The organism is Pseudomonas nunensis (genome assembly GCF_024296925.1).
Classification (GTDB): Bacteria; Pseudomonadota; Gammaproteobacteria; order Pseudomonadales; family Pseudomonadaceae; genus Aquipseudomonas; species Aquipseudomonas nunensis.
The window spans coordinates 3,978,986-4,001,546 of record NZ_CP101125.1 but is presented as its reverse complement, the minus strand read 5'-3'; the positions used below and the strand labels follow the sequence as shown (position 1 = coordinate 4,001,546).

Annotated in this window: 24 protein-coding genes; 15 read left to right on the top strand and 9 right to left on the bottom strand. The window is 57.0% G+C overall.

Translation table 11 applies throughout. The features are described 5' to 3' along the window. Genes NK667_RS17370 through NK667_RS17345 form a run of 6 tightly spaced genes read left to right on the top strand, consistent with a single transcriptional unit; the run spans position 1 to position 5,887 of the window. Positions 1–1,113 carry a polysaccharide pyruvyl transferase family protein gene (locus tag NK667_RS17370; RefSeq protein WP_054615597.1) on the top strand — a complete coding sequence of 371 codons (1,113 nt, stop codon included), beginning with the start codon at positions 1–3 and terminating at the stop codon, positions 1,111–1,113. Continuing rightward, positions 1,110–2,330: an MATE family efflux transporter gene (locus NK667_RS17365; protein ID WP_054615596.1), complete on the top strand. Its 1,221-nt coding sequence runs from the start codon at positions 1,110–1,112 to the stop codon at positions 2,328–2,330. The genes NK667_RS17370 and NK667_RS17365 overlap by 4 nt, the downstream gene beginning before the upstream one ends. Next, a complete protein-coding gene (locus NK667_RS17360) occupies positions 2,330–3,433 on the top strand; it encodes a hypothetical protein (protein ID WP_054615595.1) in 1,104 nt (367 codons plus the stop codon). The genes NK667_RS17365 and NK667_RS17360 overlap by 1 nt, the downstream gene beginning before the upstream one ends. An 11-nt stretch (positions 3,434–3,444) precedes the next feature. Next, on the top strand, positions 3,445–4,476 hold the full coding sequence (locus NK667_RS17355; RefSeq protein ID WP_054615594.1) for an acyltransferase family protein: 1,032 nt from the start codon (positions 3,445–3,447) through the stop codon (positions 4,474–4,476). After that, a complete protein-coding gene (locus NK667_RS17350; protein ID WP_161807669.1) occupies positions 4,476–4,646 on the top strand; it encodes a hypothetical protein in 171 nt (56 codons plus the stop codon). Before NK667_RS17355 ends, NK667_RS17350 begins: the two co-directional genes overlap by 1 nt. Positions 4,647–4,690: 44 nt before the next feature. Next, positions 4,691–5,887 carry an SGNH/GDSL hydrolase family protein gene (locus NK667_RS17345; protein WP_054615593.1) on the top strand — a complete coding sequence of 399 codons (1,197 nt, stop codon included), beginning with the start codon at positions 4,691–4,693 and terminating at the stop codon, positions 5,885–5,887. A gap of 56 nt (positions 5,888–5,943) precedes the next feature. Here the strand turns inward: NK667_RS17345 and NK667_RS17340 are convergent, their stop codons facing one another. Both NK667_RS17340 and galU read right to left on the bottom strand, forming a co-directional pair. Then, the gene (locus NK667_RS17340; protein ID WP_054615592.1) at positions 5,944–6,354 is read right to left on the bottom strand and encodes a phosphohexomutase domain-containing protein; all 411 of its coding nucleotides are present in this window, start codon (positions 6,352–6,354) and stop codon (positions 5,944–5,946) included. 44 nt (positions 6,355–6,398) lie between these two features. Further along, positions 6,399–7,232 (bottom strand): UTP--glucose-1-phosphate uridylyltransferase GalU, encoded by an 834-nt coding sequence (galU, locus tag NK667_RS17335; RefSeq protein WP_054615591.1) that lies wholly within the window; start codon positions 7,230–7,232, stop codon positions 6,399–6,401. A 292-nt stretch (positions 7,233–7,524) separates the two neighbouring features. On the opposite strand from galU, the gene galE reads away from it, so the two are divergent. The 6 genes from galE (at position 7,525) to NK667_RS17305 (ending at position 13,721) form a co-directional block, all read left to right on the top strand. Further along, positions 7,525–8,541, top strand: a complete 1,017-nt coding sequence (gene galE, locus NK667_RS17330) for a UDP-glucose 4-epimerase GalE (protein WP_054054212.1) — start codon at positions 7,525–7,527, stop codon at positions 8,539–8,541. Positions 8,542–8,775: 234 nt separating this feature from the next. After that, positions 8,776–9,012 carry a hypothetical protein gene (locus NK667_RS17325; protein ID WP_054054211.1) on the top strand — a complete coding sequence of 79 codons (237 nt, stop codon included), beginning with the start codon at positions 8,776–8,778 and terminating at the stop codon, positions 9,010–9,012. A gap of 84 nt (positions 9,013–9,096) precedes the next feature. Beyond that, positions 9,097–10,212, top strand: coding sequence for a polysaccharide biosynthesis/export family protein (locus NK667_RS17320; RefSeq protein ID WP_413786147.1), 1,116 nt, complete (start codon positions 9,097–9,099; stop codon positions 10,210–10,212). Between the two features lie 10 nt (positions 10,213–10,222). After that, a complete protein-coding gene (locus NK667_RS17315; protein ID WP_054054209.1) occupies positions 10,223–10,888 on the top strand; it encodes a YjbF family lipoprotein in 666 nt (221 codons plus the stop codon). Next, positions 10,885–11,646, top strand: a complete 762-nt coding sequence (locus NK667_RS17310; protein WP_054615590.1) for a capsule biosynthesis GfcC family protein — start codon at positions 10,885–10,887, stop codon at positions 11,644–11,646. Before NK667_RS17315 ends, NK667_RS17310 begins: the two co-directional genes overlap by 4 nt. Beyond that, positions 11,643–13,721 carry a YjbH domain-containing protein gene (locus NK667_RS17305; protein ID WP_054615589.1) on the top strand — a complete coding sequence of 693 codons (2,079 nt, stop codon included), beginning with the start codon at positions 11,643–11,645 and terminating at the stop codon, positions 13,719–13,721. The genes NK667_RS17310 and NK667_RS17305 overlap by 4 nt, the downstream gene beginning before the upstream one ends. A 353-nt stretch (positions 13,722–14,074) precedes the next feature. Here NK667_RS17305 and NK667_RS17300 read toward each other — a convergent pair whose 3' ends face one another. The 4 genes from NK667_RS17300 to NK667_RS17285 form a co-directional block, all read right to left on the bottom strand. Further along, positions 14,075–15,469 (bottom strand): undecaprenyl-phosphate glucose phosphotransferase, encoded by a 1,395-nt coding sequence (locus tag NK667_RS17300; RefSeq protein WP_054615588.1) that lies wholly within the window; start codon positions 15,467–15,469, stop codon positions 14,075–14,077. A gap of 323 nt (positions 15,470–15,792) precedes the next feature. Further along, positions 15,793–16,464 carry a winged helix-turn-helix domain-containing protein gene (locus NK667_RS17295; RefSeq protein ID WP_054615587.1) on the bottom strand — a complete coding sequence of 224 codons (672 nt, stop codon included), beginning with the start codon at positions 16,462–16,464 and terminating at the stop codon, positions 15,793–15,795. Between the two features lie 32 nt (positions 16,465–16,496). Further along, positions 16,497–17,237, bottom strand: coding sequence for an EAL domain-containing protein (locus NK667_RS17290; protein WP_054615586.1), 741 nt, complete (start codon positions 17,235–17,237; stop codon positions 16,497–16,499). A gap of 25 nt (positions 17,238–17,262) precedes the next feature. Next, entirely contained in the window at positions 17,263–18,003 is a 741-nt protein-coding gene (locus tag NK667_RS17285; RefSeq protein WP_054054198.1) for a winged helix-turn-helix domain-containing protein, read from the bottom strand. Between the two features lie 531 nt (positions 18,004–18,534). On the opposite strand from NK667_RS17285, the gene NK667_RS17280 reads away from it, so the two are divergent. Beyond that, complete coding sequence (locus NK667_RS17280; RefSeq protein ID WP_054615585.1) at positions 18,535–19,368, top strand: undecaprenyl-diphosphate phosphatase; 834 nt, start codon at positions 18,535–18,537, stop codon at positions 19,366–19,368. Positions 19,369–19,391: 23 nt separating this feature from the next. Here the strand turns inward: NK667_RS17280 and dusA are convergent, their stop codons facing one another. After that, the gene (gene dusA / locus NK667_RS17275; protein WP_083471347.1) at positions 19,392–20,402 is read right to left on the bottom strand and encodes a tRNA dihydrouridine(20/20a) synthase DusA; all 1,011 of its coding nucleotides are present in this window, start codon (positions 20,400–20,402) and stop codon (positions 19,392–19,394) included. Between the two features lie 102 nt (positions 20,403–20,504). Here dusA and NK667_RS17270 point away from each other — a divergent pair, with 102 nt between their 5' ends. Further along, complete coding sequence (locus NK667_RS17270; protein WP_054615584.1) at positions 20,505–21,629, top strand: tyrosine-type recombinase/integrase; 1,125 nt, start codon at positions 20,505–20,507, stop codon at positions 21,627–21,629. Between the two features lies 1 nt (position 21,630). Here the strand turns inward: NK667_RS17270 and NK667_RS17265 are convergent, their stop codons facing one another. After that, positions 21,631–21,906 carry a pyocin activator PrtN family protein gene (locus tag NK667_RS17265; protein ID WP_054615583.1) on the bottom strand — a complete coding sequence of 92 codons (276 nt, stop codon included), beginning with the start codon at positions 21,904–21,906 and terminating at the stop codon, positions 21,631–21,633. A 56-nt stretch (positions 21,907–21,962) separates the two neighbouring features. Here NK667_RS17265 and NK667_RS17260 point away from each other — a divergent pair, with 56 nt between their 5' ends. Next, the gene (locus tag NK667_RS17260) at positions 21,963–22,124 is read left to right on the top strand and encodes a hypothetical protein (RefSeq protein WP_236708607.1); all 162 of its coding nucleotides are present in this window, start codon (positions 21,963–21,965) and stop codon (positions 22,122–22,124) included. Between the two features lie 143 nt (positions 22,125–22,267). On the opposite strand, the gene NK667_RS17255 is transcribed toward NK667_RS17260, so the two are convergent. Further along, on the bottom strand, positions 22,268–22,561 hold the full coding sequence (locus tag NK667_RS17255) for a hypothetical protein (RefSeq protein WP_054615582.1): 294 nt from the start codon (positions 22,559–22,561) through the stop codon (positions 22,268–22,270).

Below are 22,561 nucleotides of genomic sequence, written 5' to 3'. Positions count from 1 at the left end.
ATGAACGTAACGATTTTGCATGGCTACAGCGCCTCCAACTCCGGTGATGGCCTGCTCGTGGACCTGGCCATCGCCCTGGTGCTGCGAAACTTTGGTGCCGACACCTCGATCAGCGTCGTGGCCTCGGACCCGAAATCCTTCCATTATTTGCCGTACCAGCGCCATGACGCGCCGGTGATGGCGGCCAAGGGTTTGGGACGGGTCAAGCAGGCGCTGTTCCTGAATCAGTCCTACGCAGGGCTTGCGGATGTATTGAAGTCGAGCGACCTGATCGTCGGGGTCGGCGGCGGTTACATGCGTTCCAAAAGCGCTTTCGAACATATCAAGTTGAAACTCGGGCACGCCAAGCAACTGGAAACCGCGATCCTGAGCAAAGTGCCGTCGGTGTACCTGCCGCAAAGCATCGGTCCGTTCCACGGTGACGGCGGCAAAATCGTCGAGCATTACGCCCAGGCCGACGCGGTGTTCGTGCGCGACAACCGCTCCTCGGAGCTGTTCGGCACCTATGAAAATGTCTACCGCGCGCCGGACCTGGCCGTGCAGGCGCTGGCAAGCAAGATTCTGCAGCAACCCAAGTTCACCCGTTGCGCACAAACCCCGGCGGTGGTCTGCGTAGTGCTGCGTAAACCGCCGGCGTGGAGCAAGGAAAAGAAGGCCGGTTACGTGGCCAACCTGAAGCTGTTGCTGCAGCGATTGAAGAACAAAAGCAAAGTGGTGTGCGCGGTGCAGAGCGCGGTGCGCGGCAACGATGACGGCGCGTTCTATCGCGAGTTGGGCATCACCGAAGACCTGCTGCCGTTGAAGGCAACGCTGGCCAAACACCAGCCGGATTTGGTGATTTCTGTGCGCTTGCACGGCGCCATCGAATCGCTGCTGGCGGGCGTTCCGGCGTTCCATATCAGCTATGAGCGCAAGGGCTTTGGCGCCTATCAGGACATGGGCGTGGAGGACTGGGTGATCAATGGCGGCGACATCAATGTCGACCGCATTATCGACACGGTTTACGCACCGAATGCCTTGTCGCGATTTGGCCAGAAGCTGACCGACACCTGCCGGGAAATCGAAGCCAAGACCCTGGTCATGGATGGGATCATCAAGGGCATCGTTCGATGATATTTCGGCTACTGCTCCGGGGCGGAGCGTTAGGCGCGAAGTTTCTGCTGGTGTTGGCCATCACCAATTACCTGGGCTACGACGCGCTGGGTTTTTACGGCGTGGTGGTGGCTGCCTCGTTGATTGCGTCGAAGTTCTACAGCGTCGGTTTCAGTTCCGAAATCAATCGGCTGATCAGCGTCGGTCGCAGTTCGCGCTGGGTGGTGGATAAGGTCCTGCTGTTGTACCTGGCCGTGGGCATCGTGTTGTCGCTGGCGACGGTCACGGTGTATTCGCTGTTCCAGGGGATCGAAGCGAGCGCCGCGCTGATCGTATGTGTAGCGCTGTTGCTGCTCACTGAGCACCTGTCGTTCGAAATCAATTCCTTCGTGTTTTCTGCGCAGAAAGCCACCTTGGGCGCGCTGCTGTTCTTCATCAAAACCGGCCTCTGGGCGCTGTTGGCCCTGGGCGGGATGATGCTCGGCTGGGTGACCGACATCGCCAGTGTGCTGTGGTTGTGGGTGGCGGCCAATGTGTCGGTGATGGTAGCCGGCTACTTGATTGTGGTGAACGTTCACCGTGGACGAGTGACTGCTGCGCTGACCACCGCTTCGGTGTGGAAAGCCGGGTTACCGTTTTACCTGGGCACCGGGCTGATCGCGTTGAGTCAGTACGCCGAGCGCTTTCTGATTATCGACCTTGAGCCCTACGCCAGCCTCGGCAAGTACGTCTACGCCTGGTCGGCGGCCAACACCTTGCAAGCGCTGTCCTACGCGGTGGTGGCGGTGGTGGGCATCCCGGTGCTCGCCAAGCGTTATCAGAACGATCAGCAACCGCTGAGCGTCCGCCAGTTGTTCGTCAATCAGTGGGTGACGCGCGCGCTGCTGCTGTCCGGCGCCGTGGCGCTGATGATTGTTGTGTTCTTCAACGTCGTGCTGGATTACGTGGCGACGACGGTGCCGCGTCCGGATAACGACCTGCTCGCGGTGCTGATTTTTTCCTTCGCCCTGCGCGCGGTTGGCGACATCGTCTGGGGCGGTTTGATCGCGTCTAAAAACAGTCGGGTATCACTCGCCAGCGCGGCGATTTGCCTGTTGGTTTCGCTGCCGGTCAGTTACCTGCTGATCAAGCACTATTCGATTTATGGTGCGGCCTGGGGCAATGTGTTTTCGATCAGCGTGCAGCTCGGCGTCATTGCTTTGCTGACGCGGTTTGCTCGCGTGAAGGTGGCCGCGTAATGGCGCTGAAACTGCCTTCCATCGAGTTTCGCGGCAGAAAACTCGACTCGTCTATCTCGTTCCTGATTCTGTTCAGTGGCTTGTTTTTGTCGGTAGCCATGCCGCTGCTGATGCACCGCGATCCGGGCCCCGATGCCATGACGTTGTGGTCGTCCTACGCCCGCGCCGACAACTGCAACTTCTGGAATCCGTTCTCGCCGGATCGCTCCTCCTACGAATGCTCGGCGTACCTGCTGCGACCCACCGGCATCAACCTGACCAATGCCTGGGCCTACGGGATGGCGTGCAATTTGTTCCTGACGGCAGTGCCGGTGCTGATGTTCCGGCGCATGCCGCTGACGATCTTTTTTACCCTGTGTTTGTGGGGCGTGGTGCGCTCGTTTTTCCTCGAAAACCTGACCAAGGAAATCATCGTTTCGGTGGCGATGATTTCGATTCTGCTGTTCTCGTTTTCCCGGCGGTATCGCGGCGGATTTTTCTGCTCGGCAGTGATTTACGGCGTGTTGATCCGGCCCTACTGGATTCTGTTTTCCCTGGCGTGGTTCGGCGTGTGTGTGATGAAGAAGTACGTGTCGCGGCTCACGTTTTTCCTGATGCTGTTCCTGTTCTACCTGGCCATCGCCACCGCGATTCAACTGGTAGTCGGTTATTCGGTGTCGTCGATTCGCGCCAGCAACAATGAGCTGCGCACGGCGGGCGAGGAGGGCTCGAAGTCGTTGATCGTGTCCTGGCTCAGCGGCGGCGACTTCGTGTCGCAAGCGCTGGACTCGATGATCATTTTCTTTCGCCTGTCGTTTCCCGTGGAGCTGATTTTGCTGTCCGGCCTGGGCCAGATCATCTTCGTGGTGTTGATGATGATGACGTCTTTGCTGATGTTCAAAATGATCACGTCCAGCGACTACAAGGGCGTGCGCATCGACACCAAGGTCAGAGAGCTGATCGCCATTCCCCTGTCCTTTTTGCTGGTGCAGGGGCTGTTCGAACCGGACTTCGGTTCCTTCGCGCGGCATTTTTCCATGGTGGTGCCGGTGCTGTTCATGGGCCTGGGTTTGCAGCTGCGCGCGAAGAAACCTGTGCCGGTTGAAGCAAGAATCCTGAGCTGAGGTTGTGCGTTATGTCGAGCAAGAAAAAGTCGCTGGAGATCGAAACCCTGCGCGGCCTGGCCTGCCTGTTGCTGGTGCTGTATCACGTGATCGGGCCGCTGGGAGGCGGCCTGAAAATAGACGTCGGATCGCCGTTCCGGGTGATCGCCGACTCGATGGTCTACGTGCGCATGCCGCTGTTCACCTTCATCTCGGGCTACATCTACTCCCTCTACAAAATTCGTGGCAATGACTTCCAGGCCTACGTGGCCGGCAAGGTTCGGCGGCTGATCGTGCCGTTGTTTTGCGTGGGTGTGCCGTTCTCGGTGCTGCAAGCGGTCGGTCCCGGAGTGAACAAAGAGGTGGGCGTGATTGATGCGCTGTTGTCGTTCTATGTGCCGGTCAACCACTTCTGGTTTTTGCAGGCGGTGTTCATCATCTTCATGTTTGTAGGGCTGCTGGAGTGGCGCGGACTGTTGCAGACGGTGACGCGTCAGTACCTGTTGCTGGCGTTCGCGGCGGCGGTTTTTCTGCTGCCGCCGTTTGCGGTGGACGCGTTCGGCATCAATGGCGCGGTCTATTTGTTGCCGTTTTTTGTGCTGGGGATGATTGGCCATGAAAAGGTTAGCGAGATCAGGCAAACGTTCCGGGTGATCGGGCCGTTGGTGTTCGTGTTGATCTCGCTGGTGCTGCTGTATGTGGCGACGGTGGATCGCGGGCTGATCGTGGATCGCCGTAGCCTGGTGGGTTTGCTGGTAGGGTGTGTGTCTTGCGTGGCGCTGCTGTCGAGTAACCTGCAGGCGCGATGGTTGATCTGGCTCGGTGGTTATTCCTACGGGATTTTCCTGTTTCATGTGCTGTTTGCCGCAGCTTCGCGCCTCGTGCTGGCGCGTCTGGGCGTGACGGCTGACAGTGTGCTGGTGCTCGGCGGCGTGACCTGTGGCTTGCTGGGGCCGGTGCTGTTGTCGAGCCTTTTCAGTCGGTTCAACTTCACCTCCGTGCTATTCCTGGGTGAGCGCGCCACCCGCAAAAAACCACCGATCATCGCAATGGCTAACCCGTAATGCTCCCCGTAGCAGCTGCCGAGCACCGCGAGGCTGCGTTCGGCGGCGAAGCCGTCGTAAAACCTGAGCGCGCGGTTTTCCTGAAACACCGCGTCGCTCGATCTCACGACGGCTTCGCCGCCGAACGCAGCCTCGCGGTGCTCGGCAGCTGCTACGAGAAGGGTGTTTAACCAACAATTGGCTGTCGCCGTGGTGACGGATAAGGAAGTGACGCATGTTTGCAGTTGATGAAGTGCGTCCCGCACCGGCTTCGGTGATCGAAGTGGGTGACGCTCGCGAACGCTTTGCGCAATGGCGCGAAGGCAAGGCGGGGAAGGTGTTGGCCATCTCGGTGATTGGCGACAGCTACAGCGCCGGGCAGGATTTTTACCTGAACAAGCTCGTCCAGCGGCTCACCCACGAGGCGGGTTTCGCCGGGCCGGGTTATGTCGGTTTCAACCATGGCGCGGCGCTTGGCGGCACTCACTACAAATACACCCGTGGCAGTGAAAAGTTTTTCGGCGGTGACTGGGACGTGTCCGGTCTTGGCCAGGCCAGTCCTGACAGCCGCACGATTACCGGCCAGCCCGGCGCTTATCTGGAGATCGATGCGCGCCCGACAGCCAGCGTTGACACGTCCATCGCCCAGGCGAAGTTGCTGTATCTCGGGGATGGGAAAGCCAGTGAGGTGCGCTACCGCTGGACGGCTTCAGACTCGTGGCATTCATTGCAGCTTGGCGGTTCGGGTGTCCAGGAGGTGCCGCTGCCTGGTGCGGCTGACACGGCTGATTGGGCGTTTCGACTCGAAGTGGTCAAAGGCGCGCCCACCCTGTTCGGCTTGTGGCTGAGCAATCGCGAGGGCGGCGTCAGGGTCTCCAAACTCGCAGCTTCCGGCGCGGCCTCCGCAGATTTTTATCACAGCGATGCCCAGTGGCAGACGCAATGGAAAGCCGTGGTGTCGAAGATTCCGGCGGACATTTACCTGATCATGCTGGGCGGTAATGACCAGGGCTTCGGCGTGAAACCCGAACAGTATCTGGCAAACATTCAAGGGCTGGTGCGGATGGTGCGCGAGATTCATCCGGCCGCGAGCATCAACCTGATCCTGCGCCAGGACACCACACGCTCAAGTGCCTATCCGATGTCGGCTTATGCGCAGGTGCTGGAGCCTTGGGCGCACAAGGAACATCTGGGTTACGCCAATATGCAATGTGCGTTCGGTGCCGACGTCAAACGCTATGCCTTGGGCGGACCTGCGCCGATGATCGGCCCGGACCGGATTCACCCGATCCCGGGAGCGGGAGGGCGGGTGATTGCGGATTATCTCTATCGTCTGATCGTTGGCGGGAATAAAGCGGTCTCGCCGCAGGACACCTGTGGGAGCGGGCTTGCTCGCGAAGGCGGCGTGTCAGCCAACATTGATGGTGACTGACACGGCCTCTTCGCGAGCAAGCCCGCTCCCACAGGTTCGGTGTCAGGCATCAGTCTTCAGAGCATGCCTTTCTCGAAGCGCTCCAACTGACTCAACAACTCCGCTGTCTTGAGTGGCATCAGCTGCGGATCACAGCGGGTTTCTACCGTAATCACGATCGCAGGATCGCTGCCAACAACACGCGCCCGAAATCGCCAGTCGCTGAAAATCACTTTCAGCCCGGCGCGTTCGTCGATATCCAGCGCCTGCTCGCCGTAAAGGTTTTTCAGGTAGGCGAGGAGGGCGTCAGGATCGCGAATGGGACGGCGGATTTCCCCTGACGAAGGAAACACCCCGATGCGTTCCACCATCAGCAGCGAGCCCAGCCAGGTCTCGGCCGGGGAGGGCAAAGACGGATTCAGTGACAACCAGGCCATCACCCCGACGTTGCCCTGTTCAATGTCTGCCGAGTTTTTTGCAATGTTCATAATGGCCTGCCTGATTGAAGAGTGAGCGACGGTTGAGAGCTTGCTCAGAGACCCTTGAGGTACAAGTGCTCGTAGCAGAAGTTGGTCGCGTCGAGATAACCCTCGGCACCGCCGCAATCGAAGCGCAGGCCGTCGAACTTGTAGGCCAGCACGCAACCGTTTTGCGCCTGCTTCATCAGCGCGTCGGTGATCTGGATCTCCCCACCTTTGCCTGGCTGGGTATCGGCGAGCAGATCAAAGATGTCAGGCGTCAGGATGTAGCGGCCGATGATCGCCAGGTTGGACGGTGCATCTTCCGGGTTGGGCTTTTCCACCATGCTGCTGACGCGGTAAACGTTATCGGCGATCAACTCGCCAGCGATCACACCGTACTTGTGCGTCTGGTCACGGGGCACTTCCTGAATGGCGACGATCGAGCAGCGGTATTTCTTGTAGAGCTGGATCATCTGGGCCAGCACGCTAGGGCCGTTCAGGTTCAGGCACAGGTCATCCGCCAGCGACACGGCGAAGGGTTCATCACCGATCAACGGGCGACCGCTGAGAATCGCGTGGCCCAGGCCCTTCATTTCGACTTGGCGGGTGTAGGAGAAGGTGCAGTTTTCGATCAGTTCGCGGGTGCCGGCGAGGAATTTCTCTTTGTCGGTGCCGCGAATCTGATGCTCCAGCTCATAGCTGATATCGAAATGATCTTCCAATGCGCGCTTGCCCCGACCAGTGACGAGGGCCATGTGTTGCAGGCCGGCGTCCCGTGCTTCTTCTACCGCGTACTGGATCAGCGGTTTGTTGACGATTGGCAGCATTTCCTTGGGCATGGCTTTGGTGGCCGGCAAGAAGCGCGTGCCATAACCCGCGGCGGGGAATAAACATTTACGAATCATAAAAATATCCTGGAAGTCATGGGCGCAGCTAAACAGTCATTGTATGTTTCACAATTAAGCGGCTACTTTAATACCTGACATAGGTTGTTAATGGCAATTATTGTCAGGTGTATAACAGCGTAATGTTATGAGTTGTCGGTCGACGGTTCGTTAGTTATTTTTCGTCGGTATCTGTTGATAGTGGTGAGCGTTTCAGAGTGCTAAATAAGTACCCGGTATGACTGTCTGGTCGAAGTAATTATTGATCGGCACACGTTATTGCGTACTTCACGACCCCACTATGGACCGCTCTATGAAGATTCTGGTAACGGGTGGCACCGGGTATATCGGTTCGCACACTACACTTGCGCTGCTTGAAGCGGGTTTTGAGGTGGTGGTGCTGGACAATCTTTCCAACAGTTCCGACGCTGCGCTGCATGCCGTGGAAGCCATCTGCGGCAGAAGTGCGCTGATGATTCACGGGGATGTCTGCGACCGAGCCTTGCTCGACCGGATTTTCCAGCAACACACGATTGATGCGGTCCTGCACTTCGCCGGGCTCAAGGCTGTCGGCGAAAGCGTGCGCAAGCCGCTGGAGTATTACGAAGCCAATGTCGGCGGCAGCATCACGCTGTGCCAGGCGATGGCCGCTGCCGGGGTGTTTCGCCTGGTGTTCAGCTCATCGGCCACGGTGTATGGCGCGCCGGAGCAGATGCCGATCCGCGAGGATTTCCCTACGGGCAATCCGACCAATCCCTACGGCCAATCCAAGCTGATCGTCGAGAACGTTTTGCGCGATCTGTGTGTGGCCGAGCCGCGCTGGAGCATTGCGCTGTTGCGCTACTTCAATCCGGTCGGCGCCCATGCCAGCGGCCACTTGGGCGAAGACCCGAATGGCATCCCGAATAACCTGGTGCCCTACATCAGCCAAGTGGCGGTGGGCAGCCTGAAAGAGTTGTCGATTTTCGGCGACGATTACCCCACGGCGGATGGCACCGGCGTACGCGACTACATCCACGTCGTGGACCTGGCGGACGGGCATCTCAAGGCCTTGCAGTCGATTTCCCAAACCACCGGCATCAACATCTGGAACCTCGGCACCGGTGACGGCTACAGCGTGATGCAGGTATTGCATGCGTTTGAGCAGGCGTCGGGGCGGCCGGTGCCGTATCGGATATTGCCGCGCCGCTCGGGTGATGTTGCCGAAAGCCTGGCCGACCCGTCCAAGGCTGCCCGTGAACTGGGCTGGAAGGCGACGCGCAGTTTGCAGCAAATGATGACTGACACTTGGCGTTGGCAATCGAATCATCCGAAGGGTTACCTCGGATAAGTAGTGATTGTGCCGAATGTTATAAACCGACAGGAATGTTAAGTAACGTCGGGAAATTAGGCTGGAGTTACTTCCGGCAAATCCGTAGATATAAGCCCTGCCGTTCGACATCTATCAATCAAGTTTGATTGTGGATGAGCAACGGATCTTGTTCGCACTTTTGCGGCTTGATCTTTCCACCTCTAACTGAATGCTGTGTTTCCTAACATAGCAGAACGTTAGAAAGGAGTTGATATGAAGAAAGTCATGGCAATTGCCCTGTTGTCGATGTTTGGCAACTGGGCGTCCGCGGCGGAAGCACCGCTGACACAAGCAACTAATGTCGCCGGTAACGTAGCCGCTTCCACAGCGCCTGCGGCCAGTACGGCGATGGTTGCGGGTGCAGTGGCCGCTTCCAACAGTGGTGGCAACGCCAATGGCGGAACCACCGGGACCACAGGGACTACCGGGACAACCGGCACCAGTAACTGAGTCTCTCTGCAGGTGTAATACAAGGTCGCCCGATGCAAGTCGGGTGACCTTGTTGGATTTGCCCTTGAATAGCGTAGTGCCATTATGAATCGTAGTTTTCCTTTTTTGTTGTTGGCCAGTATCGCTTTGCAAGGTTGTATGTTTTCCCCGGGGCAATACCTGAGCACCAGCGATATCACGCGCCAGGGCGCCAGTGAAAGCAGCCGCGTGGAGCTGATTCCGATCACGCCCAAGCTCATTGCGATGGACCGGGCCACGCAGAAACACACGTCGCTGCCGGCGGAATTGTTGGCGACGCCTGGCGAATACCGCATCGGCAACAACGATGTCCTGTACATCACGGTCTGGGACCATCCCGAGCTGACCGCACCTTCCGGCGCGCAACAGCAGATCGATGCCAATGGTCGCCTGGTGCGCTCCGACGGCACGCTGTATTACCCCTATATCAAGGAAGTCCAAGCTGCCGGTCGGACCATCCAGCAACTGCGCGCGGATATCTCCGAACGCCTGTCGGCGTTCATTGCCGATCCGCAAGTGGACGTCGCGGTGTTGCGCTTCGCCAGCCAGAAAGTCGTGGTGTCGGGGGCGGTTTCGAAGGCCGGTCCGCAACCGATTTCCACCAACCCGCTGAATGTTGTCGAAGCCCTCGGCACCGCCGGCATCGACCCGCAGAATGCGGATTTGTCCGGCCTGCTGCTGACGCGTAACGGGCGGGTCTATCCTCTGAATCTCGATGCACTCAATCAGCAGGATTCCGAGCTGCAGAACGTCTACCTCAAGGGGGGCGATCAGCTGTACCTGCCGTACAACGACAACAAGCGCATCTACGTCATGGGCGAAGTCAATCAGCCGCGCGCGCTGACCTTCAAGACCGGCACCATGAACCTGTCCGATGTCCTCGGCTCGGTCGGCGGCTTGAGCCAGACCACCTCCAACGGCAACGCCGTGTACGTGATTCGCGGGGTGGAAAACCTCGATGTGGAACCGGCGAAAATCTATCAGTTGCAAGCCGAGTCGCCGACCGCCATGGCGCTCGCCACGCACTTCAATGTTCGGCCCCAGGACATCGTCTACGTGGGCCCTGCCAACGTGACGCGCTGGAACCGCTTCATCAGCCAATTGGTGCCATCGGCGGCCATTCTCGGCGTGGGCGCTTCCTCGGCGAAGAACCTGAGTGAAGTCCGCGATAACGGCAAATAAGGTCAGGTCTGTGAAAACGTTGAATGTTGGCGTCGGCTTGATAGCGGCCGTGTTGTTGTGTGGCTGTAACCCGCTGATGACCGCGTCCTTGAGCAACTTCAAGGCAGCGGTGGTCGGCCCCGATGAGTTGGAAGTCACGCAAGCCGAAGTGGCCCGGGTCGAGTTTCCCCAGCTCACTTTGACCACGCCGTCCGGCTCCGGGGTGTTGGCGATGGTGCGTGAGCGCGGCGATCTGCAGTTCTGGGTCGCGTCCGGCAAACAGGTGTTGCTGCTGCGCGACGGACTCGCGGTGCGCAGCATCGGCCTGGGCGTCGAAGGCGATCTCGACGGCACGCGGCTGTCTGCCACTTCGCCGTTCAAGCAAGGCCTGCACACGCTGCCGGATGGCTACACCAGCCAGCGCTGGATCGATCTGTATCGAGGCAGCGAAACGGGCGTGATCCTGAACAGCCGCTTCTCGCGAAAATCCATGGAAACCCTCGACATCCTCAACAAGGAATACGCCGTGCTACGTGTCGATGAACAGATTGACGCCCCGGCCATAGGCCTGCGTGCGACAAATCGTTATTGGGTCGATCCGGTTGACGGTTTCATCTTGAAGAGTGAGCAACAACTGACCACGCGCCTGCGGGTCAAGATCGTGCAACTGACCCCAGAACGCAGGTTTGCCCGTTGAAGCGGCTGCGGTTTTTGTCGGCGTGCCTGCTGTTGATTTCCAGCGTGAGTCAGGCGGCGGTCACCGTTACCGGTGATGTGCAAATCCCCGGGCCGGTGGACCTGCCGCCAGGTGGACGATTGTCGGACGTGATCAGCGTCGCCGTGCCCAATGCCGAGAGCTACTGGCTGGCGGCGGCGTTGCTGCGTCAGTCGTTGCTGGAAGAACAGGCCCGGCTCAAGACCGGCGTGCTGTTCGACTTGCAGGTGTTGCAGCGTGAAGCCTTGATCTTCGACAGATCCGGCCGAGCCGAACTGGCGACACATCTGTACGAGCAAGTCAGCGCCATGCCGGTCACCGGGCGCCAGGTCACGGTGTTGGACCCGGTGGCGATCGAAGTCGGGTTCGCGCCTAACGTCCGTCTGGGCGACGGCGATCGCCTGATCTATCCGTTGCGCGTCGATGAAGTTGAAGTGCTCGGCGCCGTCGTCGAGCCCTGCCGGTTACCGCATGTCGTCGGGCAGGAGGCGCGGGATTACCTGCAATCCTGCGCAGCCCTGGACGATGCCGAGGCCGATTACCTGTGGCTGATCCAGCCGAATGGCGTCACCCGCCAGGTCGGCATCGCGCCGTGGAATCGTGAGAGCGGGCAGGTGCCTGCCGCTGGTAGCAAGATCCTGGTGCCGGTCAAGAACGATGATCTCGATCCGCCTATCCCTGAACTGAATCAGCAGTTGGCCGAATTTCTTGCCACGCAATTGGCTGAGGTGGTTCATTGAATTTACGTTTTGCAGCTGTGTTGTTATTGCCTTGTGGCCTGGTGCATGCCGAACCGCGCCTGACCCAGAATGATTTCGGCGGCGTTGGCTTGTGGCAGACACCCACCGCGCGGATGTCCCCTGCTGGTGAGTTGAGCGTGAACGCCAACCGCACCGAGCCCTATAGCCGTTATAGCGTGGCGCTGCAGCCGTTCGATTGGCTAGAAGGCGCGTTCCGCTATACCGCCATCACCAACCGTCCTTACGGCCCCGAATCGTTGAGCGGCAACCAGAGCTATAAGGATAAGGCGGTCGATCTCAAAGTCCGGCTATGGCAGGAAACCCACTGGGCGCCCGACGTGGCGCTGGGCTTCCGGGACATCGGCGGTACCGGCCTGTTCTCCAGTGAATTTCTGGTGGCCAACAAGCGCTATGACAATTTTGATTTCAGTGCCGGGATTGCCTGGGGTTACCTGGGCAATCGCGGCGACTTCGATAACCCGGCAGGCTGGCTCGATGATCGTTTCAAGACCCGGCCGAACATGGAAGGCACTGGCGACGTCAACGCGGGCGCCTATTTTCGCGGCAAGCCTTCGCTGTTTGGCGGCGTGACCTACCAGACACCTTGGGATCGGCTCAGCCTGAAGCTCGAGTACGAAGGCAACGACTACAAACACGAGCCCAAGGACAACGTGATCCAGCAGGACTCACCGATCAACCTCGGTGCCGTGTTCAAGGTGACTGATTCGCTGGACGTGAGTGCGGCGTGGGAGCGGGGCAACACCGCAATGTTCGGCCTGACTTTTCATACCAACTTCGTCAGCCGCAAGGCCCCGGCCAAGAGCTTCGATCCGCCGGCAGAGCCCTTGCCGGCGAAGGCTCCGACCGTTGCGATGGATCAGGTCAACTGGCCTGAAGTGTCGCGGCGCCTGCAGCAAAATGCCGGCTACAAGGTCGAGCGCATCAGCCAGCGCGGTTCCGAGTTGATCGTCTACGGCGAGCAGGGCCGCTATTTCCATTCGGCCAAAGCGGTCGGGCGTGCCAGCCGGATTCTGGACAACAGCGTCAACGCCGATATCGACTGGTTCACCCTGGTGAACAAGCGCTACGACCTGCCGCTGGAAGAAACCAGCGTACCTCGGCAGACCTTTCGCGAAGTGCTCAACAACGAGGAGCCGCTGCAAGCGTTGCACCGCACCACCGAGATCAACCCGGCGATGCCGCACAACGAAAAGACCCTCTACACCGAAGCCCGCGACCCCTTCAGCTACGGCGCCGGGCTGGGCTTCAAGCAGAACGTCGGCGGCCCTGACGGCTTTTTCTATCAGTTCAGTGCCGATGCGGACGCCGAATATCGTTTCAACCGCAACACCTGGTGGAGCGGCCTGATCAGCGCCAATCTGCTGAACAACTTCGACGGCTTCAAATACGACGCACCCAGTGGTTTGCCACGAGTTCGTACGGACTTGCGCCAGTACCTGACCACGTCTGAAGTCACCATGCCGCTGTTTCAGGTCAGCCACGCCGAGCAACTGGACAAAGACCTGTATGGCATGGTCTACGGCGGTTATCTGGAGTCAATGTTTGCCGGTGTTGGCGGCGAAGTGCTGTTTCGCCCGACGGGCCAGCGCTGGTCCGTCGGTGCGGATTTGAACTACGTGCGTCAGCGCGAATTCGACCAAGGCTTCGGCCTGCGGGACTACTCGGTTGTCACCGGGCATATCACCGGCTACACCGATTTGCCCTACGACACACTGGCGGCGGTCAGTGTCGGACGATATCTGGCGGGGGATTGGGGCACCACGATCGATCTCTCGCGGGAATTCTCCAACGGCGTGCGCTTTGGTGCCTGGGCGACGATCACCACTGCCACCGGTGCCGAATATGGCGAAGGTAGTTTCGATAAGGGCCTGTACCTCTCCATTCCGTTCGATGAATTGATGAGCATGTCGACCATGCGCCGCGCCAATCTGGTCTGGTCGCCACTGACCCGTGACGGCGGCGCGCGGCTCAATCGCAGCTTCCAGTTGCACTCGATGACCGACAGTCGCGACAACGACATGTTCTACCGCAACTTCGAGAAGATCACCGAGTAACGATCTTCACCGGACCCTGTGGGAGCGGGCTTGCTCGCGAAGGCGGTGTGTCAGTCAGTTTGTATGTTGACTGACACGGCCTCTTCGCGAGCAAGCCCGCTCCCACATTCGTTCGGGTTGGGCCCGGTCTTTCTGAACGACCCAAAACCCCTGTGGGAGCGGGCTTGCTCGCGAAGGCGGCTTGTCAGTCAATTTGTATGTTGACTGACACGGCCACTTCGCGAGCAAGCCCGCTCCCACATGGGGATTTGTGTATGGACGGTTATGATGAATAACTGCCACCGATTAATCCCAGCCACAAAAAAGGGGACTTTCGTCCCCTTGTGGTGCTGCTGTTTTCGACCGTTACGCCATCAATAGATGTCCTTCGAGAGCAAGGTAAAGGGTGTCTTCACCAGGATCTTCAGGTCCAGCCACAACGACCAGTTATTGATGTACTTGAGGTCGATCTCTACGCGTTTCTGCATCTTGTCGATGGTGTCAGTCTCGCCACGGCAACCATTGATTTGCGCGAGCCCGGTAATCCCTGGCTTGATTCGGTGACGAGCCATGTAGGCCAGAATCTTCCCCGAATAGTAGTTGTTGTGGGCGACCGCGTGAGGCCGTGGACCGACCAGGGCCATGTGCCCTTGCAGCACGTTGAACAGTTGCGGCAACTCATCCAGCGAAGTGCGGCGGATAAAGCGGCCGACGGCGGTGATGCGCGAATCGTTGCGGCTGGCCTGTTTCACTTCATGGTCGTCGTGGACGCGCATCGAGCGAAACTTCCAGACCTGAATCACCTTGCCGTTCCAGCCATGGCGGTCCTGCTTGAAGAACACTGGGCCGGGCGAACTGAGCTTCACGGCCAAGGCAAGCGCCGCCAGAACCGGACTCAGCAGAATGATCGCCAGCAGCGCCACGGCTTTTTCCACCAGGCTCTTGCTCAGCGCGGCGGTGGGCTGGCTGGTCAATGGGCTTTCATTCAAATAGATTGCCGGCAGACCGTCCACGACCCGCACCGAGTGATTAAGCAGCGTCAGGCTGTTCAAGTCCGGCACCCAGACCACATCGACATTGGCACCCAGCAAATCGACATACATGGCTTCGATTTTCGCCGCTTCGCTCAGCGGCAGGGTGATGTACAAGCGTCGGATGTCATGGAAGCTGATCAGCTCCAGAAGATCCTCCTGCACACCGACGATGTGCGGGGCATCCGGCTCCAACGGGGCAACGGCGCCGTTGCTGACCAGACCTACCAACGGCAGGTTTTCGACGCTGCTCAACTTCTTGGCCAGGCCCAACGCCAGTTCGCCAGTGCCGACGATCAGGGTCCGATGCTCGCTTTTACGTGAGCGCTGATAGTACTTGGAGAACCCGTGCAACGGCGCGTACAGCAGAGCCTGCCCGAGGAAACCGTACACCGCCCAACTGAGAATCACCTGCCGCGAAAACAGCTCATCGGCCTTGCAGATAAAAGCCATGCAGGCCAGTGCCGCCATGGTCATGGACCAGCCCATGAACAGGCGGCCCAACCCCGTCAGATAGCTGTCTCTTTTGCGGTAAACGCCGCTGAACGTGTAGGCCGGCACCGAGGCCAGTACGCTCAATGCCGCGCACACTCGGTAATAGAACTCCACCGCTCCGGTATGCTGTTCGGCGAGTACAAACAGCAATGTAACGACAAAGCCCTGCGCCAGCGCCCATTGGCCCCAAAAGGTAAGTCCCTTGAGGCCGGTATTTCGATTGATACGAAGTGTAAGATCCATGCGATATCCCCAAAATACGTCCATTCAGGTATCGACAGTCGCACCGCGAGTTGTTTAAGCAGGATTGTTATTGTTTTAACTAATGCCCTGAGACTAACAACGCCGAGAGGTCGAACTGTCGTCAGTCAATAGATTAAGTTATTGATGGGGAGGGCTGTCTGACGAGTTATAACAAGATGGCAAAGTGCCAACTTTTGAGCGGGAAAGTGCGGAGTGTTAGAAAAGGTCGAAATTTAGGAAGGGGTATCTGGAGCGAGGGAGTCACAAACAAAGTGCACTTTTTATTATTGTAATAGCACTGTCACATGTTTGTACAAAGTGGGTCAGGCGTGGTGCGCCTCCGAGACAACTTCCTGGATAAGGCAATAACCTCGATTTCTCACTGCCCGAAATAATCGCTCACCTTTGCTGGCGCTTTTGAACTTGTCCTGCAATCGACTCAAGCACATTTCCAGGCCGCGATATTGCTCTGGTTCCCGGCCGATACTTAGGATCAGATCATCCCGGCTGACGACACGATCTTCATGATGGAGCATCTTCTTGACGAGAGCAGCTTCGAGTCCAGTAAGGGCGATCTCGACGTTCTCTTTGACCAACACACTTTGATCATCGTCGAGTTGCCAGGCTTCGCTGTAAGCGTCGGTGTCCTCTGTTTCCCGGGGTGTTTCGCCGCGTTCAGCTTGATTGGGCAGCACAACGGGACGCGCCCCGGATTGTGCCGCCAGCCATTCCGCCTCGAGGGTAGCGAGTATGTTCTGGGTTTCATGTTCGATCGTGTGGGCGACATTTTTCCTTGTCCCACTGGGGTAGGTGAACTCCATCAGCACAGGTGCGGAAGAGGGCGGGGCAACACCTTCGATAAACATTTGTGCCTGGGATGTACCAAACGAGTTGAAACGCTCGCTGGACAGTATGGTCTCGAGCTCACGCTGGGAACTTATGCTGTGAGTCACGACAACAAAATATTTTCTGGGGAGGGTTGTACTTATTTCCACGTCGCTCTCCTAAAGTAGTCGCCAAAGTTTTGTTAAAGATGATCGGCAGGGGAGTAATAGCTCCCTTGAAAGTAATCAAAGGGCAGCGCCCGGGCCAATGAATGGCTCTCGATATGCTCTACTCGATCGGCAATAAACGAAATCTTGTTGTGGTGGGTCAGTGTCACCATGTGGTCATGGAGTCGATTGAAAAACTCAGGATCACTATTGAGTTTCAAACACTGGCCCAAGGATGAAATCGATACCTTGATGTAGTTGAACAGGTTCAGAGTATTGAAGCGTGTTAGTGCTTCCCTTTGGATGTTGTAGTCATCCAACGCGATTTCTATACCATGATCTTTCAAGTGATACATATGATAAATAATGTTTTTTTTATATTTGGAATCCACTTCCCAGAATGCACGCCCCTTGAGTGACACGACCAGTGTGTGGCCGAAATCGCGCAGGTTGTTGCCGAACTGGATCAGCTCGTTGGTCAGCGCAAAGCTGGCAAGGCCCGGTTCAGACAGACTGAGGAGTGTCCGGTTCAGATATTTTTCCGGTCTGTGCGAGCGGCGATCCTTCAGGGAGCAGGGCTCCCGGCGCAGGTGCACCGATGGTTCATTGCAGCGCTCACACAATTGGCCCGCCTGCGTCGTCCACGACGACGTAGCGGGAAGAGGGCCGGTGCTTATCTCACTGGCAAACGGGCGATCATCACGTGACAGGATCAGTTGCCGGGTGAGATAGCGATACGGGGCCTTTGCGGGGGAAATACCTCCAGTCGCATTCATGCAACAACTCCTTTCCATAGGTAAATCAGGCGGTCGAGATCAGACCCCTCATCAAACGGTATCCATACCCGCGAATGCTTTGAATCGCATTGGTGCCATACATGCTTTTGATTTTTCCGCGAAGACGACTGATGGACTTCTCCAAAGCCCTGGGGTCGTAAAAATTGGTGTTCAGCCCCATGATTCGGGCGATTTCATCGTGACTTAATATGTGGTTACTGGTTTGCGCAAATGCCTCCAGAATTTTCATTTCTGCAAACGAAATCTCCAGCTTCTTGCGTGTGCCCATCAGGCATATACGCGTCGGGTCCAACACCAGATTGACGTCCCGTTGCCACTCTTCACTGTTGAAGAATTCGGACAAAAACGCAGTGCTTTCGTCCGACAATGTATTGATCTTGATACAGCAGTCGGCGCCAGCAAGATAAAACTTCATCTTGTTATAGGTGCCGCGTCCCGTGATAACGGCACATATGAGTGGGTTCAAGTTGGTAGAACGAAGATTTTCCACCAATGCCAGGCTCTCATCGAGTGCATGAGGGCTGTCAATAATGATGAAGATAGCCCGATACAAATCCGGGTGTTCATTCTTCTTATGTAAATTAGTGTAAGCGCTAGCATCAAGAGCTATATCGGATTGCACGTGCCTTGCGACTAACGCTCTAAAATTTTCAGCCACGCTGCGGGTACGACCCAAGGTGAGAACACCGGGTTCCTCATTTGTCGCGCGCTGGCTTCTAGTCGCTAATTTCCCTGTAAGCATCATGCTTTTTGACTCGAATGGGTGCTGACATCAGGATGTTAAAGCACCGGTTCTCATCTGTGACTGACAATTGGTAACATTCAAAACGCATTTTCAGGCGTTGCGAGCGAGTTTTCTAACATAAACAATCTTTTAATTGCTTCTTGTGATCAGCTGAACTAACGAAATGGCGTCTCAGCGTGATGGCCATATGCAATAGTGCCACTATTTTTAGCCGATGGCGATTCGTTTTTGCCTCTAAAAGGCCATCACGGTCTTGAGTGGTGATTACGGGGAATTAGCCCTTAAATAAGATGAATATGTGTGCTGCATCACGTTTTGCTCGGGTGGGATTCTTCTCTCTATACCGACGGTTCCGATAGTCCGTTAGCCGGACGATTACTAACAATACTTGAGGCGGTGGTTTGATAAGACCTACTATTCGCCCAAGCTTTTAATTATTTAGTAGGCGTTAAGTGCGAGTCTGCTGCTTAGTTATTTAATAACTAGATACGGTTAATGGGCGTTCAATAAGAATAGCCTAGCGGAGGATTTATGGAGTTTTTGACGTTTATACAAGTACTGGTGTTGGGCGCAGTAGAAGGGCTGACAGAGTTCTTGCCTATTTCCAGTACGGGCCACCAGATTATTGTTGCAGACTTGTTGGGCTTTGGTGGTGAACGCGCCATGGCGTTTAACATCATTATTCAACTGGGCGCCATTTTGGCCGTGGTCTGGGAGTTTCGTCCAAAAATATTCGAGATTGTCAAAGGCCTGCCAACCCAACTTAAGGCGCAACGTTTTACGTTGAACCTGTTAATCGGTTTTCTTCCAGCGGTTATTCTGGGCGTACTGTTTGCCGATAACATTCATGAGTACTTGTTCAATCCAATTACCGTCGCTGTCGCTCTGGTAGTGGGCGGAGTCGTCATGTTGTGGGCGGAGCAGCGGGAGCACGTGGTGCACGTCGAGCATGTGGATGACATGCGCTGGCCGGATGCGTTGAAGGTAGGTTTCGCGCAGTGCCTGGCGATGATCCCGGGCACGTCCCGATCAGGCTCGACCATCATCGGCGGATTGCTGTTTGGGCTGTCGCGCAAGGCCGCGACCGAGTACTCGTTTTTTCTGGCGATGCCCACGATGGTCGGCGCCGCTGTGTATTCCGGCTACAAGTACCGCGACCTGTTCCAGGCTAGCGACCTGCCGGTATTTGCCTTGGGTTTTGTCACCGCGTTCATCTTCGCGATGATCGCCGTGCGCGGTTTGCTCAAGTTCATCGCCAGCCACAGCTACGCGGTCTTCGCCTGGTACCGGATTGGCTTCGGCTTATTGATTCTGGCGACCTGGCTATTCGGCTGGGTGAACTGGACGGCAGCCACAGCGGCCTGACCGTCCTTAATAGAAGAGAGGGGTTAGCGCCCCTCAAGCAACTCCGCTGCCTGATCCAGTAGCACCAAAGGCTCTTTCGCCTTGTGGATATCCACCGACAACAACTGCCGAAACTTGCGCGCCCCCGGAAACCCGGTGCCCAGCCCCAGCACATGCCGGGTGATATGGTGCATCGAACCGCCGGCATCAATGTGCGCCGCAATATAAGGCCGCAACTGCGCCAGCGCCTCGGCCCGAGTAATCACCGGCGCCGTGCTGCCGAACAACTGCTGATCCACCTCAGCCATCACATAAGGATTGTGATACGCCTCGCGACCCAACATCACACCGTCGAACGTCTGCAAATGCTCGTGGCAAGCTTCGAGCGTCTTGATCCCGCCGTTGAGAATAATCTCCAGCTCCGGAAAATCCTTCTTCAACTGCGCCGCCACGTCATACCGCAAAGGCGGAATGTCCCGATTCTCCTTCGGCGACAACCCCTCCAAAATCGCAATCCGCGCATGCACCGTAAAACTCGTGCACCCCGCATCCCGAACCGTACCGACGAAATCACACAACTGCTCGTAACTGTCCCGCCCGTTAATCCCGATCCGATGCTTCACCGTCACCGGAATCGACACCGCATCGCGCATCGCCTTCACACAATCCGCCACCAACTGCGGATGCCCCATCAACACCGCACCGATCATATTGTTCTGAACACGATCGCTCGGGCAGCCGACGTTGAGGTTCACCTCGTCGTAACCGTGCTCCTGCGCCATGCGGGCGCAGGCGGCCAGGTCGAGCGGAACACTGCCACCGAGTTGCAGGGCGAGCGGGTGTTCGGCTTCGTTGTGGCGTAGGAAGCGGTCGTGATCACCGTTGAGCAGTGCGCCAGTGGTGACCATCTCGGTGTAGAGGAGGGCGTGTTTGGATAGGAGGCGTAGGAAGAAACGGCAGTGGCGGTCGGTCCAATCCATCATGGGCGCAACGCTAAACCGCCGAGACAGTGCAGAGCTTGTGTTCTGTGGGTTAATGACTGTTTTAGCTAGCATTTTTCTCTGCGCATTCTGGGCCGTTTTTGGGCGTTTTCAGACGTTTTTTAAAGGCCGGTGGTAAAATGTACCACTCACTTTCTCATTTGTACCACTGGAACGATGGCAACCATTAGAGCAAGAAAGAAGGCCGACGGATCGGTCAGTTATACGGTCCAGATCCGCCTTAAAAACAAAGGGGCAATAGTCTACCAAGAGTGCCAGACCTTCGCCCGGAAACAGGCTGCCCTGGCATGGGCTCGAAAACGCGAAACGGAGCTGGCTGAGCCCGGCGCGATTGAACGGGCAAACCGCAAGGGCGCGACGGTCAAGGAGATGATCGAGCGTTATTTGACTGAGATGGAGAAGGTCCGACCTTTGGGTAAGACCAAGCTCGCCACGCTTAAGGCTATCAGCGAATCGTACCTGGGCAAATTGAATGACCAGGACATCAACAGCCAGGTGCTGGTGGAGTACGCGCTGTGGCGCATGGGTGAAGAGGGCGGGAGCGTACAGGCGCAGACGGCAGGTAATGATCTGGCGCACCTGGGTGCGGTGCTGTCGATCGCTCGGCCCGCCTGGGGTTATGCGGTCGATCCGCACGCAATGACGGATGCCCGACGGGTCTTGAAAAAGCTGGGGTACAACATGAAAAGTCGCGAGCGCGACCGGCGACCCACTTTGGATGAACTCGACAAGCTACTCACGCACTTCGAGGGCATCCAAAAGCGTCGCCCCACGTCGATCAACATGCTCAAGATGACTGGATTCGCGTTGTTCTCAACACGCCGCCAGGAGGAAATTACGCGAATCCAGTGGACGGATCTCGATGAGGTGGGCCAGCGGATACTGGTGCGTGACATGAAAAACCCTGGCCAGAAGATCGGCAACGACGTTTGGTGCCATTTACCACCGGAGGCCTGGGCCATTCTTCAAACCATGCCGAAAGTGCTGCCGGAGATATTTCCTTACAGTGCCGAGTCGGTATCCACGTCATGGACCAGGGCTTGTCAGATACTTGATATCGAGAATCTGCACTTTCATGATCTGCGCCACGACGGCGTGAGCCGGTTGTTCGAAATGGACTGGGACATTCCTCGGGTAGCGAGTGTATCGGGGCATCGCGATTGGAACTCGATGCGGCGTTACACCCACCTACGCGGACGCGGTGACGCCTACGAAAACTGGAAATGGTTCGAGAAAATCCTACAGGCGCCCGTAAAGTTGGGCGCCAGGACACTGAGGTGAATTAGCTACTGCGTGGCGCGCTGTTTAGCTGATTGTTTTCTTTGACGGCGGCAGCGCGCTGAGCATCCAGGTATTCGGAAAGGTCTGTAATGTGAATGCCCTTTGCGCTCTTCTGACTTGATTCCATACGCGTAATGGGAATTTTGATTTGTCCAGCCCCCACCTTGCGCTGAAACATGTCCGTGGTGAGATGAGTGAAGTAATCCTGACAGACTCGCTCTAAGGGAATAACCACTTGACCGTTGTATTGGGCCATGAGGACAAATAACGTTTTCATAGTGTTGCTCCTACAAGTGGAAAAGTCTGAACAGTCGTGTCCTGCTTAGTCGATGAATGGCCTGCCAACAGTTGAGCTACAACGGCGCATTCGGCCGCATCAATGTCGCCAAGCTCCTTGGCAAAGCCGGTGAGGCATTCAAGGCGGATCCGCGCATCGTCGGTTTTCCGTATCTGGTATTCGAACAAAGCCGTGCCGACGATCCGAACAGCCATTAGATGCCGGGCGGACTGGGCGTCGATGTTGGTCAATGTGTTAGCCTTCGAATCACTGCTGCTTAGGTGCTGTGCTTGCATGGTGTTGCCCTCAGTGGTGGTTGATGTCGGGGAGGGCCAACTCCTCGACATCGCTTCTTTTTCTGTCAGTCCTGGCGGGCGAGGTGGATAACCAGGTCAACGAAATCAGGATTTTCCTCAGTGCACGCTTGCCACTCCAGTACGCTCAAAATCTGTTGTGGGTTGCACTCGTCTACCAGGATTTCACGCTGGCCAGCTGCGGCACGAACTTCCAGAATCTGCAGCAAACCATTCCCACCATATGCACCTGCCTGAATGATCGGATGGCTTTCGCCCATCCATTCCAAACGGTCCTGGATCTCCTGCAGCTTGCTCGTTTTGCCATCGCTGGCATTGCCCATAAAGACTTGGATTTGCAT